The sequence below is a fragment of the Enterococcus sp. AMC1157 genome, from assembly GCF_058216555.1.
The window spans coordinates 2,318,111-2,333,405 of record NZ_CM177099.1; the positions used below are offsets into that span (position 1 = coordinate 2,318,111).

Below are 15,295 nucleotides of genomic sequence, written 5' to 3' on the forward strand. Positions count from 1 at the left end.
AAAATGAAACAGAAACTTCGTAAACAGTTTTTAACCCTGTTAATTGCTTTGCTCCAAAATGGTTTCTCCATTCAAGAAAGTTTACAAGTGATTCAACGGACGGGACAATTTCCTGCTGGACCTTTAGAAACTTTTACGTCTCATTTACAGAATGGATTACCAATGGGTGCCTGTTTTGAAACCATCGGATTTAATCAAGAACAGGTTTTGCAAATAAATTTAGCAGATTCCCATGGAGACTTGCCATATACATTGGCAACGATTTTACAACACATGGAATTATTTGAAAAGCAAAAAAAAGAAATCCAAAAAGTAGCAAGTTATCCTATGTTGTTATTGATTTTTGTTTTTACTTTGTTGTTTAGTATGCGTTTCTTTTTACTTCCTTCTTTACTAGATTCTGGAGCGATTAACCAACAGCATTGGGGTGTGCGCTTTATCAATTATGGTCCTTTTGTCTTATTGGGAGTGTTCTTATTTATACTCATGGTAGCATTGTTGATTCATCTATATTTTCGTAAAAAATCAGTGATCGAAAGAGGCAATTTTATAATGAAAATTCCGCTTGTTCGTTCATTATTTGCGGTATACCAAACCAGTTATTTTGCCTTGGAGTGGGGAAAGTTATTTAAACAAGGGTTAGAAGCCCAACAAATTGTCGAACAAATGAATCACATAAAAGGACATTTGTTGTTAATTGCGGTTGCTAATGAAGTCCATGAGGGGATGAATAGGGGAGGAATGTTGTCCGAACAATTAACCAAGTATTCTTTTTTGATGAAAGAATTTCCTTTAATTATTTATCAAGGAGAAATTAAAGGGAGATTAGGAGAAGAACTACTCCTTTACAGTCAGCTATTACTTACGAATTTAGTCGCAAAAATAGAAAAAGGGATTCAATGGATTCAACCAGTGATTTTTTTATTTGTGGCGGTATTAATTCTAGCTATTTATATGGCGATGTTGTTGCCGATGTACGAAAATATAGGAGGATCAATTTAATGAAAAGAAAATTACACGAGGGATTTACTTTAGTAGAAATGACAATTGTTTTAATAATCGTCAGCTTATTAATTTTAGTTTTTATTCCCAATTTATCGAATCAACGAGAAAAGGCCGCAGATACAGGTCATGCAGCAATTGTTAAGTCAGTAGAGACACAGTTAGAGTTGTTTAAAATTGAAAATGGCCGTCCAATGTCTGAGGCAGAAATGGAAAGTAATATCAAAACCAAGCAATTAGAAATTTACCGTGAATATGGAAACTAAAAGTCGAAGTAGACTTAAATACAACGGTTTTACCTTGATAGAGTCAGCTTTGGTTCTATTGGTGATTAGCTTGTTTGTGCTAGTTCCTACCGTTATGACTAGTCGATTATCGAGTACATTAGAAGTACAAGGATTTTTAGACCGTTTAGAAAAAAATCTAGCAACTTGTCAACAAACAGCGATTATTTCAAATCGAAGAACTAGTATGCTTCAAGATTCAAGAGATAATCGAAATCTAGCTTTTCAATTAGCTCCAGGCAAATGGTTGGAGACACTGCAAGTCCCCGAAGAGCTAACAGTTAGCAAGGTACCTGAAATTGTTTTTGCAGGAGGTACAGGCAATGCGCAAAGTTATTTGCAATTTCATTTTATTTGGGAAAAAAAGAATCAAAAGATTACCTATCGGACTCTTTTTGGAAAAGGAAACATCGAAAAAATCGTGCTTCCCATCACATAAAGGCTACATTTTATTAGAAGCGATTGTTTCGATTGGGATTATCAGTACAGGGTTGTTTGTACACCAAACAATTCAGTTGGATTTACTAAAAGCTAGTCAAGAGCAAAAACAGGAAATTACCATGCTACGAATTCTTTATGAAGAAGTTCGAGAGAATCGGTTGTATCCTGAAAAAATTGGTGGGAGATTGATTCAAAGAAATGGTAGCTATCAATTAAACTTTCCGGTAGCTCCTTATCATCAAGGGAAAATTATCGCAGACCAAATGAGTTGGGAGATTTATCGTGAAAACTAAAGGATTTACATTATTAGAAAGTGTGGTCGCTTTATTTCTGTTGAGTCTATTTGTAGGGATAGTCCCATTAGTCATTGGAAATAATCAAGAAATAAGTCGTCTTGTCACGGGAAAAAATAATCAAATTTGGCATGTATTCCTAATTCAAATGGAAAATAAGTTTTCTGAAGGAGAGTATGATGCTGTTATAAGAAATAAAATCTATTTCCGAAAGCCTCATCCTTCCACTAACTATCCTTTGGAGGTTCGGGTAGAATTTAATCAAGCTAGGCAAGAGATTATACTACGAGAAAATAATGGATTTGAACCTATTTTGACAAATGTTAGTCAAATGTCTGTAAAAGAAGCAACGGACAATCTATACATTAGTGTGACTTTTCAGAATGGAGAGATACGTAATGCTAAATGGACAATCCCAAAAACATAAAGGTGGTATCTTACTGACAGCTGTGTACACATTAGCGTTAACTGGAGTCATACTCTTGTACTTGATTGGTGACTTTCAAACAGCCACTGAATTTTCTTTACGTACAAAAAATTTTTATCAAATGAAAATTATGACAGAACTTTTCTTAAGTGATTACCAACAAGGGCTAATTTCTGAGACCTCATCAGGAAAAATTTTTTATAATACAGGCTATCTAAATTACCAATTCCAAGAGACTCAATTAATCATTACTGCTTATGCAGGAAAAGATAAGCGAACGCATATCGAAAAAATACATCAGTTAGAGACAGTGGACAGTGAAAGTGATACAGAAATAGAAAGTAGTTCAGAAGAGATTTTAAAAGAAGAGTAACAGTTTTTTGAATAAAATAGTACAGATGAAGCATGTATCTTATAAAGATTACATGCTTCTATTTTCTTGTTCAAGAGCAAACAAATTCAGTTATGCAAGCAAGTGAAGGAATTAAAGCGGAACTGGTTGATTATTTAGTCTAAATCAGATAAAATTAAACAGGTAAAAGTGTTGTTATAGTTAGAATTTGAAATGAGGTGTACCATGTTCCCGGAAAAAATTGAAGAAAGCTTTCATCTCTATCTTGAAGCGATTCAATTATTACAAAACGCGTTAGAGTCCTCTTATTTGGATGCTTATGTAGAAAATGTGGAAAATATAGTTGATCAATTTCAAGTTCGTGTTGTAGAAGGTGTTCCAAACAAAGAAACCACGGAACAAGTGAATGAACTCTATCGAAAGATTCAAGAAATTTCGTTAGAACAAGAGGACATTCGCAAGCTCTCTCAATTATTATTACTCAAAGGAGCTCAGACAGAACCCTTACAACCAAATCATCAGTTGACACCAGATAGTATTGGTTTCTTATTCGTATTCTTAATTGAGCAATTGTACAATAAAACTGAGAAGCTCAATGTGTTAGACTTAACAGTAGGAATGGGTAATCTATTATTAACAATTTTAAGCAATTTGAAGCTTGCTAATTATCAGATTTCTGGTATTGGCGTGGATAATGATGAAACGTTGTTGTCTGTTGCTGCAGCAAATGGCCAATGGATGAATGCAGATATGCAGTTATTCCATCAAGATGGTTTACAAGGTTTATTGATTGAACCTGTAGATATAGCGGTAGGAGATGTGCCAGTAGGTTACTATCCAATCGATGAAAAGGCTAAAGAATATTTAACAGCGGCTTCAGAAGGACATACCTATGCCCATCATTTATTGATGGAACAAAGTATGGCTTATGTAAAAGAAAGTGGCTTTGGTTTGTTTTTACTTCCGTCCAACTTTTTAGAAACTGATCAGAGTGATCAATTAAAAAAATGGTTATCTGAAAAAGTTTACTTGCAGGGTATTATTCAGCTACCTGATGAATTATTTAAAAATGAAGCATCACGTAAAAGTATCTTACTTGTTCAAAATCATGGATCACAAGCTCAACAAGTGTCAGAGGTTTTATTAGCTAAACTAACCTCTTTAAAAGATCCAAAATATGTGACTGCCTTTTTCCAAGAGTTTATTACTTGGAAAGCATCTAGTGAATTAAGTAAATGATCCTTGGAATTTCTTTCGAGGTTTTTAAAAATAAAAAATGAGGAGAAAATAAAATGTCTAAAACAATTTCAATCAATGCAGGAAGTTCAAGTTTAAAATGGCAATTATACCAAATGCCAGAAGAAGCAGTTATCGCTAAAGGAATTGTAGAAAGAATTGGCTTGAACGATTCAATTTTTACAATCAAATATGGAGAAGACCAAAAATTTGAACAAGTTGTTGACATTCCAGATCATGATGTTGCAGTTAAAATGTTATTAGATCAACTAATCGAATTGAACATTTTGGGTTCTCATGATGAAATCACAGGTGTGGGTCACCGTGTTGTTCAAGGTGGTAGCTACTTTGATAAATCAGTGATTATTGATGAAGATGTTATGAATAAAATTGAAGAATTAGCAGAATATGCGCCATTACACAATCCAGCAAACTTAATGGGAATCAAAGCTTTCAAACATTTATTACCAGAGATTATCAGTGTGGCAGTTTTTGATACAGCTTTCCATTCAACAATGCCTAAAGTAAATTACCTATACAGCTTACCAAAAGAATTTTATGAAGAATTTGGCGCTCGTAAATATGGTGCACACGGAACAAGTCATCAATACGTTGCTCAACGTGCGGCTGATATGTTAGATAAACCAATTGAAGAATTAAAAATTATCACTTGTCATTTAGGAAATGGTGCTTCAATCACTGCAGTTGATGGTGGTGTTTCAGTAGATACATCAATGGGCTTCACTCCATTAGCAGGAGTTACAATGGGTACTCGTTCTGGAGATATCGACCCATCATTGATCCCATTCTTAATGGAAAAATTAAATGTTGATATTAATGAAATGCTAAATATCTTAAACAAAAAATCTGGTTTGCAAGGGTTAACAGGTATTTCAAGTGACATGCGTGACTTGGAAGCGAACATGGACAAAGAAGAAGTTCGTATTGCTTTAGATATTTTTGCAGATCGCATCCGTAAATACATTGGTTCATATGTAACAGTAATGAACGGTGTAGATGCAATTGTCTTTACTGCAGGTATCGGTGAAAATGATTCAAACGCTCGTGCTAACATCATTAATGGCATGACTTGGTTTGGTTGCGAATTAGATCCAGAACAAAATGCAAAACGTGGAGAAGAATTGGTTATCTCAACACCAGAATCAAAAGTAAAAGTATTATTGATCCCAACGGATGAAGAATTAGTCATTGCACGTGATGTAGAAGCTTTACGTGGATAATTAAATAAGTTGAATTGGAATAACGTAGAAATGAACGCAAGTTTATCATTTCTACGTTATTTTTTTTAATGTAATTATTTATCTAAATAATAAGTATTAATTAAAATGTTTTGATTGTGATTCCCAAATCCCTGTCCAAAAAGTGTCAATCCACCCTTGTTATTAGCATCATCAGCAACTTCAAATTTTAATTTGATAAATGGTGAGTCTTTAAGATGAAGATCATCAATGGATACTTCTGAGTAAGCTTCGCCATCGATTCCTGTATCGAGTTTGTTGATACGTAAATGTTTCAATAGTCCGTACTGACTAAACTTATCGTTCCACCAATTGGGAGTGTATCTGCCTCTAGTATCAGAGAAATTTCCAGGAACAGTGTAGATAGCAACTTTAATATCGTTTACATAAATGGAAATATCACTTGGCCAAACGTTATTAGAAAGTGGGAATTCTGAAGCAATTTCAAAACTAATTTCTAGAAGCTCGGGATTTTCATCTTCTAGAAGTAAATTAGGAAATTTGTACTCAACAAATCCTTTGTGAAACCATAACAAAGCAGCATCTACACGATGAGTATCTAAAAAATATTTTGGATCATCAGCTTTTCCAACTATTTCTTTTTCAGTTGCTAGTCCACAAGTGGGGAAAACTGAAAAATCAGTGAAATGCCCAATTTTTAAATCGGTAGAGTGAAGCTTAAACTCGGGATAAACTTTTTCTGGAAAAAGAATTCTAATATCATCTATTTTTAGATAGACCATTTTTTTATTTCTGTTTTTTCCAACTCCTCTTTCTGAGGTTAGTAATCCAGCATCTTCCATTTGTTGTACGTGACGAGTCGTAATGGCTTTGCTGATATTTAAATGATCAGCAATTTCGCTAATGCTTTTCTTCTGATTTCCTAAAAAATGAATTAAATTCAATCTAGTTTCGCTAGCTAAAGATTGAAACACAGCTAGAGACTCTTTTGATAGGTCGATTTCCATTCCAAGTCCTCCTTTTAACCATTTAGTTTAATTATTTAATATAAACATATTATACACTTAAATCGGATTAACCGTAAAGTTGTTTATATATATAATTTTTAAAACAACGTTGACAACGCTTTCCTTTCGTTGTAACTTATGTGTGTGAAGTAAAACAAATAATAAAAATACTGATAAGTTAACTATTATTGGGTTTGTTTTTAACTAATTGGTAAACGGAGTGTTTTAGATGAAAGCCAAAAAAATAGTGGGAATGTTATTCGTTGCAAGTGTCTCTTTAGGCGTTTTTGTAGGTTGTGGTAATTCGTCAGGAGGATCAGAAAAGCAAAAAAAGATGAAATTGTGTTTTGGAATCCATTTACTGGAGCTGATAATTCTAACTTAATTAAAATGATCGACGAATATAATAAAACAAACCCAGATTTTAAGGTAAAAAATGTATCGTTAATGGAAAAACACATTACAAAATAGGCTTTTTTTTAATTTTCCAAGCATTGATATCCTATTTTATGATGGATATTATTAGTGTGATTTTAGGAATGACAGCCGGAGTTATTTTGTTAGCAAAAAATAAAGGTATTCGATTGAGTGCTGGATAGAAACGAGGAGAAGTAAATGGTGAGAAATGAGTATCCCAGACCTCAATTAGTGAGGAAAAGCTGGATGAATTTAAATGGGGAGTGGTTGTTTAGCTTTGATGATGAGCAACAAGGAATAGCTGAAAAATGGTATAGTGATGACAAATATTTTCATCAAACAATCAATGTTCCTTTTGTTTATCAGAGTAAAGAAAGTGGTATCGAGGATCGAACCCCTCATGACGTTGTTTGGTATCGAAAAACATTGGATATTGAAATAGAAGCTAATGAAGCCATAATTTTACATTTTGGTGCTGTGGATTATGAATCAGATATCTATGTCAATAATCAACATGTCTTTCATCATATTGGTGGACACACAGCTTTTGAAATTGATATCACAGATTTTATTAATAAAAATGGGCAACAAAGCATTGCAATCAGAGCTTGTGATCCCCATTATGATGAAAGTATTCCTAGAGGGAAACAATTTTGGGAAGATGAATCAGCTGGAATTTGGTATACAAATTCAACAGGAATTTGGCAAACGGTGTGGTTAGAAAAAGTCAATAAACAATACATTAAAAATTTGAAAATGACACCAAATTTGGATAAAGGAAAAATTGAAATTGAAACAGTAATTAGTGAATTAGATTCTGATATAGAGTTAGAATATTTGATTTCATTTAAAGGACAAAAAATTGCTCGGGGTGTAGTAGATGTACTGACTAATCGATTAATTTTTGAAGTTGAGTTATATCATGACAAAATTTTTAGAACAAATTATCATGGTGAAGGATGGTCGTGGACTCCAGAAGTCCCCAATTTATTTGATTTAGAATTAAAATTGATAAAACAATCGAAACAAATTGACCAAATCGAATCTTATTTTGGTATGAGAAAAGTTCACACAGAAAATGGTATGATCTATTTGAACAATAAACCGTACTATCAAAAATTAGTTCTCGATCAAGGTTATTGGCCCACAGGATTACTTACAGCACCAACAGATGAAGATTTTATCAAAGATATAGAATTGTCAAAAGAAATGGGATTTAATGGCTGCAGAAAACATCAAAAAATGGAAGATCCTCGTTTCTTATATTGGGCAGATAAATTAGGATTTATTGTTTGGGGAGAATGTGCAGCCCCTCCAGTATACACAACAGATTCTGTGGAACGCTTAATGATTGAATGGACAGATATATTAAAACGCGACTATAATCATCCGTGTATCATTACTTGGGTTCCTATTAATGAAAGCTGGGGAGTCCCTAATATTTCTTTTGATCGTCAACAACAACATTTTTCACAAACGATGTATCATTATATTCATTCATTAGATACTACACGTTTAGTTATTTCAAATGATGGTTGGGCAGCTACGGATACCGATGTTTTAGCGCTGCATAACTACAATCATGGTCAAGAAAATGAATTGGCAAAAGCCGACTATTTTAAAGAGACTTTAAGCACTAGAGAGAAATTAGTAAAAAATATTTCTACTCCTTGGCCAACCTTAGCTAACGGATTTGACTATAAGAATCAACCAATTCTTTTAACAGAGTTCGGGGGAATAGGTTTCGATGTTTCAGGTCAACCAGGTTGGGGTTATACGTCAGTGGATAATGCAGATCAATTCGTGAAAGATTATAAACGAATTATGGACGCAGTCTATGCTTCAAAAGGCTTATGGGGGTATTGTTATACACAAATAGTTGATGTTGAACAGGAAATTAATGGACTATTAACATATGATAGACAGCCTAAATGTGAGTTAAGTAAAATTCGTGAGATTAATGATCAGTTTCATATATTTAGTGTTGAATAGATTGTAAATTATTTTCTGAAGACTAAATTAAAAATCTATATAAAAGCCTTGAGAATCAGGTATGTTTTATCAGCTGATCTCTCAAGACTTTTTTATTTCTTCACTATCGAGCAAATTTTTTTTATTCATCAAAAGTATTGTAGACCTCACTCAGAGAATCGAGTTCATCTAATAGTTGAAGATATCGTTTGTAAGAAGTGGAGTTGATTTCATCAAAGTCAACCACTAGTTTTTCAATTGAAGAATTATCTAAGTTATTTTTTCGACGATATAATGGACCCTCAAATATACGGTTTCGTTATTTTTTCTTGAGGAATGTAATAGAACAATAAATACTGATTAGTTTTACTATCAAATATTTTTAGATCTTTATCTTCAGGTGGTAGCTCATATCCATTATTTTGAAGTGCCTCTATACAATAGTTATAGACGGCAAGATTATTTTCACGCTTACATGAAATCAAGGTTGTAGTAAAGAAAAGTAGCATAGATAAAAATATCCTTTTTTTTACCAAACTTAAGCCCTCCCCTAAATAGCTAATTACATCTATCAGCAAAATACTTCATCCAATAAGGCAACGCGGCACTAATTTCTGTTGGCAAAACAACATAACGTTCTTTAGATAAGAGATCTCCAATATAACTATGCAAGTACACAGCAGCATGAATCGTTTCTATTTCTCGAGGAAATTGAGCTAAAAATCCGGCAATAGTACCAGCAAGAGTATCACCTGTCCCACCTGTTGCCATTGCTGGATTACCTAAAGGATTTTGAAAAACACCTAATTGACTATAAATGACTGTCTGATGACTTTTTAAGACGAGGATATTATTTAATTTATTTTGAATCTCTAGGTTCTTTTCTGGGGTCTGATGTTTAATAGTCAGACCACTCAAACGTTGCCATTCCATTTGATGAGGAGTGAAAACAACTTGTTTTGGAAATGGAGTTTTCAAAGGATTTTCGGCTAATAGTGTGATGGCAGAACCATCGATAATGAACCATTGCTTTTCTTTTTGTGAAGCCAAAACATGTGTTAGTAGAGCCAAACTTTTTTCAGATAAACCTAAACCCGGTCCAATTAGGCAAATATCCGCTGTTGCTAAAACTGAATCCAGTGTCGTTTGATCTTCCCAATCAACGACCATTGCTTCTGGTAACCGCGTATGTAAGGCAGTGTGGTTGCGATGATCGGTAACAACAGTCACTAATCCCGCTCCGGCTTTTAAACAAGCTTCAGCAGCCATGATAATTGCGCCACCATATTGGTGATTACCGCCAATTAAAACCACCCGACCAAAAGTTCCTTTGTGTGAGATTTTTGGGCGAGGAGTGATGACAGAGAGACAATTTTCTGTTAATTTTTTCATTTTAATCAGTCCTTTGTTATGCTTATCTCTATTATACGCCTTTGTTTTGTTGCGAACATTTACATTCAAGCAAGAAATATAAAAACTTATTATTTAAAAGAATTTTGTTCCCTAAATATTTTACTTAGAATTAGCCACTTCTTGCTTTTTTCGTAATCAAAAAGCATGCAAAACTTTTTCACATTCCTTACTAGAAGTGGTATCATGGAAGGCGAGAACAAATATTGGAGGGAATCAAATGACAATTGATTGGCAAAAAGAAGTTGAAGCACGCAAAGATGATTTGTTGCAAGACTTAATTGATTTATTAAAAGTGAAAAGTGAACGGGAAGACGATAAAGTAACTCCTGATGCACCATTTGGACCTGGCCCTCGTGATGCCTTGTTGCATATGTTAACTTATGGTGAACGTGATGGTTTTGTAGTCAAAAATGTAGATAATTATGCTGGACACATTGAGTATGGTGAAGGCGATGAAACCTTAGGGATTTTTGGACACATGGATGTTGTTCCTGCAGGAGATGGTTGGGATACCAATCCTTATGAACCAGTTGTCAAAGATGGAAAAATCTTTGCCCGTGGTTCTTCAGATGACAAAGGACCAAGTATTGCCGCTTATTACGGTTTGAAAATTATTAAAGAATTAGGTTTACCACTATCGAAAAAAATTCGCTTTGTAGTGGGTTCTGATGAAGAAAGTGGTTGGGGTGATATGGATTATTACTTCGAACACGAAGAAAAACCTGACTTTGGTTTTTCACCAGATGCTGAATTTCCAATTATCAATGGTGAAAAAGGAAATGTTTCTGTAGCCGTTCAATTACCGATTAGTAATGAAGGAAGTTATACTTTAACAAGTTTTACTTCTGGTTTACGTGCTAATATGGTACCAGGAACTGCCAAAGCCAATGTTTCTGCTCCAAGCGAAAAAGAAGCAGAAGTGTTAAAAGCAGCTTTTGAAGCATATCTTGAAGGCCATCCAGTTACAGGAACTGCAGTCGTTAACGATGAAAAAGTGAGCTTTGACTTAGTTGGAAAAGGTGCTCATGGCGCAAGTCCACAAAGCGGAATCAATGCGGCAACTTTCTTGGCACTATTTTTAAATGAATTTGATTTTGCAGGTGGAGCAAAAGCTTTCTTACAAACAGCGGGAACTGTTTTACATGAAGATTTTTATGGTGAAAAATTAACTGTTGCCCACGAAGATGTGAAAATGGGTAAATTGACGATGAATGCAGGTTTATTTGATTTTGATTCTTCAAAAGAACAAGCTTCTATTAATTTAAATTTCCGTTATCCTCAAGGGACGGATCTAGATACTATTCTTACAGGATTGCAAGCTACATTAGGTGAATTCCAAGCGACTTTCCGTACAGAACCACATCATATGGAACCTCATTATGTTCCTCAAGATGATCCATTGGTGGCAACTTTATTATCTGTTTATGAAGACCATACAGGTGAAAAAGGGTTTGAACAAATTATTGGTGGCGGAACTTATGGACGTTTATTAAAACGTGGTGTCGCCTATGGTGCAATGTTCCCGGATTATACAGATACTATGCATCAAGCTAATGAATTCATGGAGTTGGATGATTTGTTTAGAGCTGCAGCTATTTATGCGGATGCCATTTACAGACTATCAAAATAAGAAAAAAGCGATGTGAACAAGATTCACATCGCTTTTTATTGCTATAAAATGGCCATCGCCAAGGCTTTTTGTATTTGAATAATATTTTTATCTTTGCCAAATTGTAAGACTTCGACAGGGTCTTCACGGCCAATAAGCCAAATTCTCAGTTCACCATCCAAATCAAAGTGACCAGAGGTTTCTACACTAAAGTGACAAATGCTTTTATAAGGATAGGTTTTGTATTCAGTTTTTTTACCAGTCATTCCTTGTTTATCTACAATAATCAAACGATAGTCAGTAAAAACGACTAGGTCACGAACTAAGCGAAAAGCTAAATCAACTTCTTCTTCAGGCATCAAGACAGCAGCTAAACTTTTTTCTACGCCAGCTGGTTTGGTTTCACTCACATTTCCAATTAAAGAACTGAATATTCCCATGAAAATCCCTCTTTTCTTTAGACGATAGATCGTTGAATATCTAACACTGTGCCAGTTTGTGTATCAGCTAAAAATTCATACATGACTAGAGTACCATCTTCAATACGGGTAATTCCTCCACTGTAGGCTTCTGAATGCACAGCAAATTTTCGAATGGGCTGTTTTTCAAAGTTAATCCAAGAACCTTCAATCGGTCCCTCTTTTTGAAAAGCAGCTTTTACTTTATCTAACACAGAGTCTGCAGTTAATATTTGTTTATTTTTCGCCCAGATTGTACTAGTTATACCAGCCACAAGTCCGATACCAGCCCCAATCAAGACTCCTCCTGTGAAATAATCGAATTGCTCTTTATCCATATACGTACTCCTCTCTAAATCGCTATCATTGTTATTTTACCACAGATAAACAAAAATCAAACAGCAAAACTTTCATCTTTTCTGATTTGCGTTATAATTAGTAACGTAAGGAAATAAAAAGGAGGGCAGGTTTGATTTTAATCAAACATAAATTATGGAAGAAAAAACTTTTCAACGCATTAAAACTTTAACAGAAATGCAAGGCACAAGTGGCTTTGAGCATGATATTCGCGCATATATGCGTAATGAATTGACTCCCTTAGTGGATGAGGTTCAGCAAGATGGTCTAGGTGGGATTTTCGGAATTCGTCATCATGATGACGCGGAGGCTCCTCGTGTCATGGTTGCTGCTCACATGGACGAAGTCGGTTTTATGATTACTCAAATCACCGATCGAGGTTTGTTTAAAGTAACGCCTTTAGGTGGCTGGAACCCTTATGTGGTCTCTGCCCAACGTTTTACTTTAAAAACAAGTAAAGGAGATTATCCGTGTATTTCTTCTTCCATTCCACCTCATTTATTACGTGGAACTTCTGGACAAAAAACACTAGAAGTTACCGACATTTTATTTGATGCTGGTTTTGATTCTCGTGAAGAAGCTACCGAATATGGTGTTCGACCAGGTGATACGATTGTGCCTCAAGTAGAAACCATTAAAACAGTAAATGGAAAAAATATTATTTCTAAAGCTTGGGATAATCGTTATGGTTGTACGGTTGTCTTAGAAGCGCTAGAAGCATTAAAAGAAGAAAAATTAGGTCATACCTTGATTGCTGGTGCCAATGTGCAAGAAGAAGTCGGTTTACGTGGAACTAAAGGTGCCGTGAACAAATTTAAACCAGATTTATTCTTTGCAGTAGATTGTTCGGCTGCGGATGATACAGTTACCAAAAATGGTACTTTTGGACACCTAGGTGAAGGAACCTTGATGCGTATTTATGATCCAGGTTTAATTATGTTGCCACGTCTGAAAGAATATTTGTTAGATACAGCAGAAACACACAATATTCCTTATCAATATTTTGTATCAAAAGGTGGAACGGATGCAGGTGCTGCTCATACATCTAACGAAGGAATTCCTAGCACGGTGATTGGTGTTGTTGGACGTTATATCCATACTCATCAAACCATGTTTAGTATCGCGGACTATGAAGCAGCAAAAGAAATGTTGATTCAAACGTTGCGTGGTTTAGATCAAAGCACGATTAATACGATTATTGAAGGTAAATAGAAAGTAGGTAAAAAGATGATTATTCCAAAAAGTTTAGAAGAATTAGCCGGTTATGTTGAAAAAGGCAACAATGTCTTTTTCTTTACGGCAGATTGGTGTGGAGATTGCCGCTTTATTAAGCCAGCAATGCCAGCAATCGAAGCCAATTTTCCTGAATATCAGTTTATTCAAGTTGATCGCGATGAGTTCATTGATGTAGCAGCAGAATGGAATATTTTAGGCATTCCTAGTTTTGTAGTCATTAATGACGGAAAAGAAGTTGGCCGTTTAGTCAATAAAGATCGTAAAACACAAGAAGAGATTGAAACATTTCTTCATAGCTTATAAAGATTCTTTGAAAGGGTGAGGGCAATGGAACACAGCTATCAAACAGTTTTAGTAGGAATTGATGGTTCTGAGCAAGCCCAAGAAGCATTTGTTAAAGCCATCGAAGTTGCACGCAGAAATAATGGGAAGGTAATTGTCGCAACCGTAATTGAGCCACAGGTTTCCTCAACGATGGGATTTTCACCACTGACGGAGACAATTATTGCTCAAGAAGAAATTTTTGCAAAAGAAAACATTCAAAAAGCCAAAGACTATGCAGCTTCAGTTGATTTTGTTGCTGTTGAAGGAGTCATCACTTTTGGTTCACCAAAAGTGATTATGGCCAAAGAACTTCCTGAAAAATATCAAGTTGATTTGATAATGGTCGGACAATCCGGATTAAATGCGGTAGAACGATTAATGACCGGAAGTGTCGCCAGTTATGTCATTCGAGAAGCAACGTGCGATGTGCTAGTGGTTTCTTCTTCAGAAAAAGAATAATAAGTCTAAAACAAGATTGCGGAATGTATCTGCAATCTTGTTTTTTTATACTATCAATTCAGATAAAATTTAAAGATATTCGGATTAGTTGACATTGAAGTAAAACTAAGTAAAATTAAGTTAAATTATATTTGATAGTATAGGAGTGACGGAAATGGAAATAGTTGCAAGAAAGATAGGAAATTCAGTAGGAGCTATTTTCCCAAAAAATATTTCACCAGAAGCAGGGGAAACTTTTACCATTTTAAAAATTGGAGATGCGTATGTTTTAAAACCAAAGAAAGAGAATATTTTTCAAGATGATAAAGATTGGGAAGGTTTTCGAAATGCGATCATTCAAGAAGACTTAGAGTGGGATACGATGAATATTGAAGGAGAAGAAAAATAAAATGAGTGGTTATCCTAAGCAAAAAGATATTATTTGGATAGACTTTGATCCTTCAAAGGGAAAAGAGATCAAGAAAAGAAGGCCTGCATTAGTGGTTAGTAATGATAATTTTAACAAATACACAGGTTTTTGCTTAGTTTGCCCAATTACATCAACTAATAGAAACTTTGCGACTTTCATTGATATCAAAGATCCTCAAAAAATTAGTGGACAAATAGTCACTCATCAATTACGATCGATGGATTATCTTAGTAGAAATGTAGAAAAAATAGAACAGTGTGATATTATGACGTGGTTTGAGGTAAAAGAAGTCATGGATATGTTTGTTTAATTTTATCATCGAATAAAGAGAAAAAATAACATTAAAGTACTCATTTCCACCAGCTATTCTGTAGCATGGT

21 protein-coding genes are annotated in these 15,295 nt (G+C 34.6%); 16 read left to right on the plus strand and 5 right to left on the minus strand.

Going from position 1 to position 15,295, the window contains the following annotated elements; genetic code table 11:
* The first annotated feature begins 3 nt into the window (after nt 1-3).
* From comGB to AC4BBX_RS11305, 8 genes are all read left to right on the plus strand, one after another.
* Nucleotides 4-1,002 carry a competence type IV pilus assembly protein ComGB gene (gene comGB, locus AC4BBX_RS11270; protein WP_490453915.1) on the plus strand — a complete coding sequence of 333 codons (999 nt, stop codon included), beginning with the start codon at nt 4-6 and terminating at the stop codon, nt 1,000-1,002.
* Nucleotides 1,002-1,268, plus strand: a complete 267-nt coding sequence (gene comGC, locus AC4BBX_RS11275) for a competence type IV pilus major pilin ComGC (protein ID WP_490453916.1) — start codon at nt 1,002-1,004, stop codon at nt 1,266-1,268. Before comGB ends, comGC begins: the two co-directional genes overlap by 1 nt.
* Nucleotides 1,258-1,725 (plus strand): competence type IV pilus minor pilin ComGD, encoded by a 468-nt coding sequence (comGD, locus tag AC4BBX_RS11280; protein ID WP_490453917.1) that lies wholly within the window; start codon nt 1,258-1,260, stop codon nt 1,723-1,725. The genes comGC and comGD overlap by 11 nt, the downstream gene beginning before the upstream one ends.
* On the plus strand, nt 1,682-2,020 hold the full coding sequence (locus tag AC4BBX_RS11285; RefSeq protein ID WP_490453918.1) for a hypothetical protein: 339 nt from the start codon (nt 1,682-1,684) through the stop codon (nt 2,018-2,020). Before comGD ends, AC4BBX_RS11285 begins: the two co-directional genes overlap by 44 nt.
* Nucleotides 2,010-2,447, plus strand: coding sequence for a competence type IV pilus minor pilin ComGF (gene comGF / locus AC4BBX_RS11290; protein ID WP_490453919.1), 438 nt, complete (start codon nt 2,010-2,012; stop codon nt 2,445-2,447). The genes AC4BBX_RS11285 and comGF overlap by 11 nt, the downstream gene beginning before the upstream one ends.
* Nucleotides 2,419-2,820, plus strand: a complete 402-nt coding sequence (gene comGG, locus AC4BBX_RS11295; RefSeq protein ID WP_490453920.1) for a competence type IV pilus minor pilin ComGG — start codon at nt 2,419-2,421, stop codon at nt 2,818-2,820. Before comGF ends, comGG begins: the two co-directional genes overlap by 29 nt.
* A 204-nt stretch (nt 2,821-3,024) precedes the next feature.
* Nucleotides 3,025-4,038, plus strand: a complete 1,014-nt coding sequence (locus AC4BBX_RS11300; protein WP_490453921.1) for a class I SAM-dependent methyltransferase — start codon at nt 3,025-3,027, stop codon at nt 4,036-4,038.
* A 53-nt stretch (nt 4,039-4,091) separates the two neighbouring features.
* A complete protein-coding gene (locus AC4BBX_RS11305) occupies nt 4,092-5,276 on the plus strand; it encodes an acetate/propionate family kinase (protein WP_490453922.1) in 1,185 nt (394 codons plus the stop codon).
* Between the two features lie 74 nt (nt 5,277-5,350).
* Here AC4BBX_RS11305 and AC4BBX_RS11310 read toward each other — a convergent pair whose 3' ends face one another.
* The gene (locus AC4BBX_RS11310) at nt 5,351-6,262 is read right to left on the minus strand and encodes an ArsR/SmtB family transcription factor (RefSeq protein WP_490453923.1); all 912 of its coding nucleotides are present in this window, start codon (nt 6,260-6,262) and stop codon (nt 5,351-5,353) included.
* 229 nt (nt 6,263-6,491) lie between these two features.
* Between AC4BBX_RS11310 and AC4BBX_RS11315 the strand changes: the two genes are divergently transcribed.
* Nucleotides 6,492-6,647 (plus strand): hypothetical protein, encoded by a 156-nt coding sequence (locus AC4BBX_RS11315; protein ID WP_490453924.1) that lies wholly within the window; start codon nt 6,492-6,494, stop codon nt 6,645-6,647.
* Nucleotides 6,648-6,877: 230 nt separating this feature from the next.
* Nucleotides 6,878-8,671, plus strand: a complete 1,794-nt coding sequence (locus tag AC4BBX_RS11320; RefSeq protein ID WP_490453925.1) for a glycoside hydrolase family 2 protein — start codon at nt 6,878-6,880, stop codon at nt 8,669-8,671.
* Nucleotides 8,672-8,952: 281 nt separating this feature from the next.
* Here the strand turns inward: AC4BBX_RS11320 and AC4BBX_RS11325 are convergent, their stop codons facing one another.
* Together AC4BBX_RS11325 and AC4BBX_RS11330 are read right to left on the minus strand one after the other, a co-directional pair.
* The gene (locus AC4BBX_RS11325) at nt 8,953-9,186 is read right to left on the minus strand and encodes a hypothetical protein (RefSeq protein ID WP_490453926.1); all 234 of its coding nucleotides are present in this window, start codon (nt 9,184-9,186) and stop codon (nt 8,953-8,955) included.
* A gap of 22 nt (nt 9,187-9,208) precedes the next feature.
* The gene (locus AC4BBX_RS11330) at nt 9,209-10,042 is read right to left on the minus strand and encodes an NAD(P)H-hydrate dehydratase (protein ID WP_490453927.1); all 834 of its coding nucleotides are present in this window, start codon (nt 10,040-10,042) and stop codon (nt 9,209-9,211) included.
* Between the two features lie 238 nt (nt 10,043-10,280).
* Here AC4BBX_RS11330 and pepV point away from each other — a divergent pair, with 238 nt between their 5' ends.
* Nucleotides 10,281-11,693: a dipeptidase PepV gene (gene pepV / locus AC4BBX_RS11335; protein WP_490453928.1), complete on the plus strand. Its 1,413-nt coding sequence runs from the start codon at nt 10,281-10,283 to the stop codon at nt 11,691-11,693.
* 41 nt (nt 11,694-11,734) lie between these two features.
* Here the strand turns inward: pepV and AC4BBX_RS11340 are convergent, their stop codons facing one another.
* Both AC4BBX_RS11340 and AC4BBX_RS11345 read right to left on the minus strand, forming a co-directional pair.
* Nucleotides 11,735-12,112, minus strand: a complete 378-nt coding sequence (locus AC4BBX_RS11340; RefSeq protein ID WP_490453929.1) for a PH domain-containing protein — start codon at nt 12,110-12,112, stop codon at nt 11,735-11,737.
* A gap of 17 nt (nt 12,113-12,129) precedes the next feature.
* A complete protein-coding gene (locus AC4BBX_RS11345; protein ID WP_490453930.1) occupies nt 12,130-12,468 on the minus strand; it encodes a hypothetical protein in 339 nt (112 codons plus the stop codon).
* A gap of 154 nt (nt 12,469-12,622) precedes the next feature.
* On the opposite strand from AC4BBX_RS11345, the gene pepA reads away from it, so the two are divergent.
* The 5 genes from pepA (at nt 12,623) to AC4BBX_RS11370 (ending at nt 15,225) form a co-directional block, all read left to right on the plus strand.
* Complete coding sequence (pepA, locus tag AC4BBX_RS11350; RefSeq protein ID WP_490453931.1) at nt 12,623-13,699, plus strand: glutamyl aminopeptidase; 1,077 nt, start codon at nt 12,623-12,625, stop codon at nt 13,697-13,699.
* A 15-nt stretch (nt 13,700-13,714) separates the two neighbouring features.
* The gene (locus AC4BBX_RS11355) at nt 13,715-14,026 is read left to right on the plus strand and encodes a thioredoxin family protein (protein ID WP_490453932.1); all 312 of its coding nucleotides are present in this window, start codon (nt 13,715-13,717) and stop codon (nt 14,024-14,026) included.
* A gap of 24 nt (nt 14,027-14,050) precedes the next feature.
* Nucleotides 14,051-14,506, plus strand: coding sequence for a universal stress protein (locus AC4BBX_RS11360; protein WP_490453933.1), 456 nt, complete (start codon nt 14,051-14,053; stop codon nt 14,504-14,506).
* A 154-nt stretch (nt 14,507-14,660) separates the two neighbouring features.
* A complete protein-coding gene (locus AC4BBX_RS11365) occupies nt 14,661-14,894 on the plus strand; it encodes an AbrB/MazE/SpoVT family DNA-binding domain-containing protein (RefSeq protein ID WP_490453934.1) in 234 nt (77 codons plus the stop codon).
* Nucleotide 14,895: 1 nt separating this feature from the next.
* Nucleotides 14,896-15,225, plus strand: a complete 330-nt coding sequence (locus tag AC4BBX_RS11370) for a type II toxin-antitoxin system PemK/MazF family toxin (RefSeq protein ID WP_490453935.1) — start codon at nt 14,896-14,898, stop codon at nt 15,223-15,225.
* The last annotated feature ends 70 nt before the right edge of the window (nt 15,226-15,295 follow it).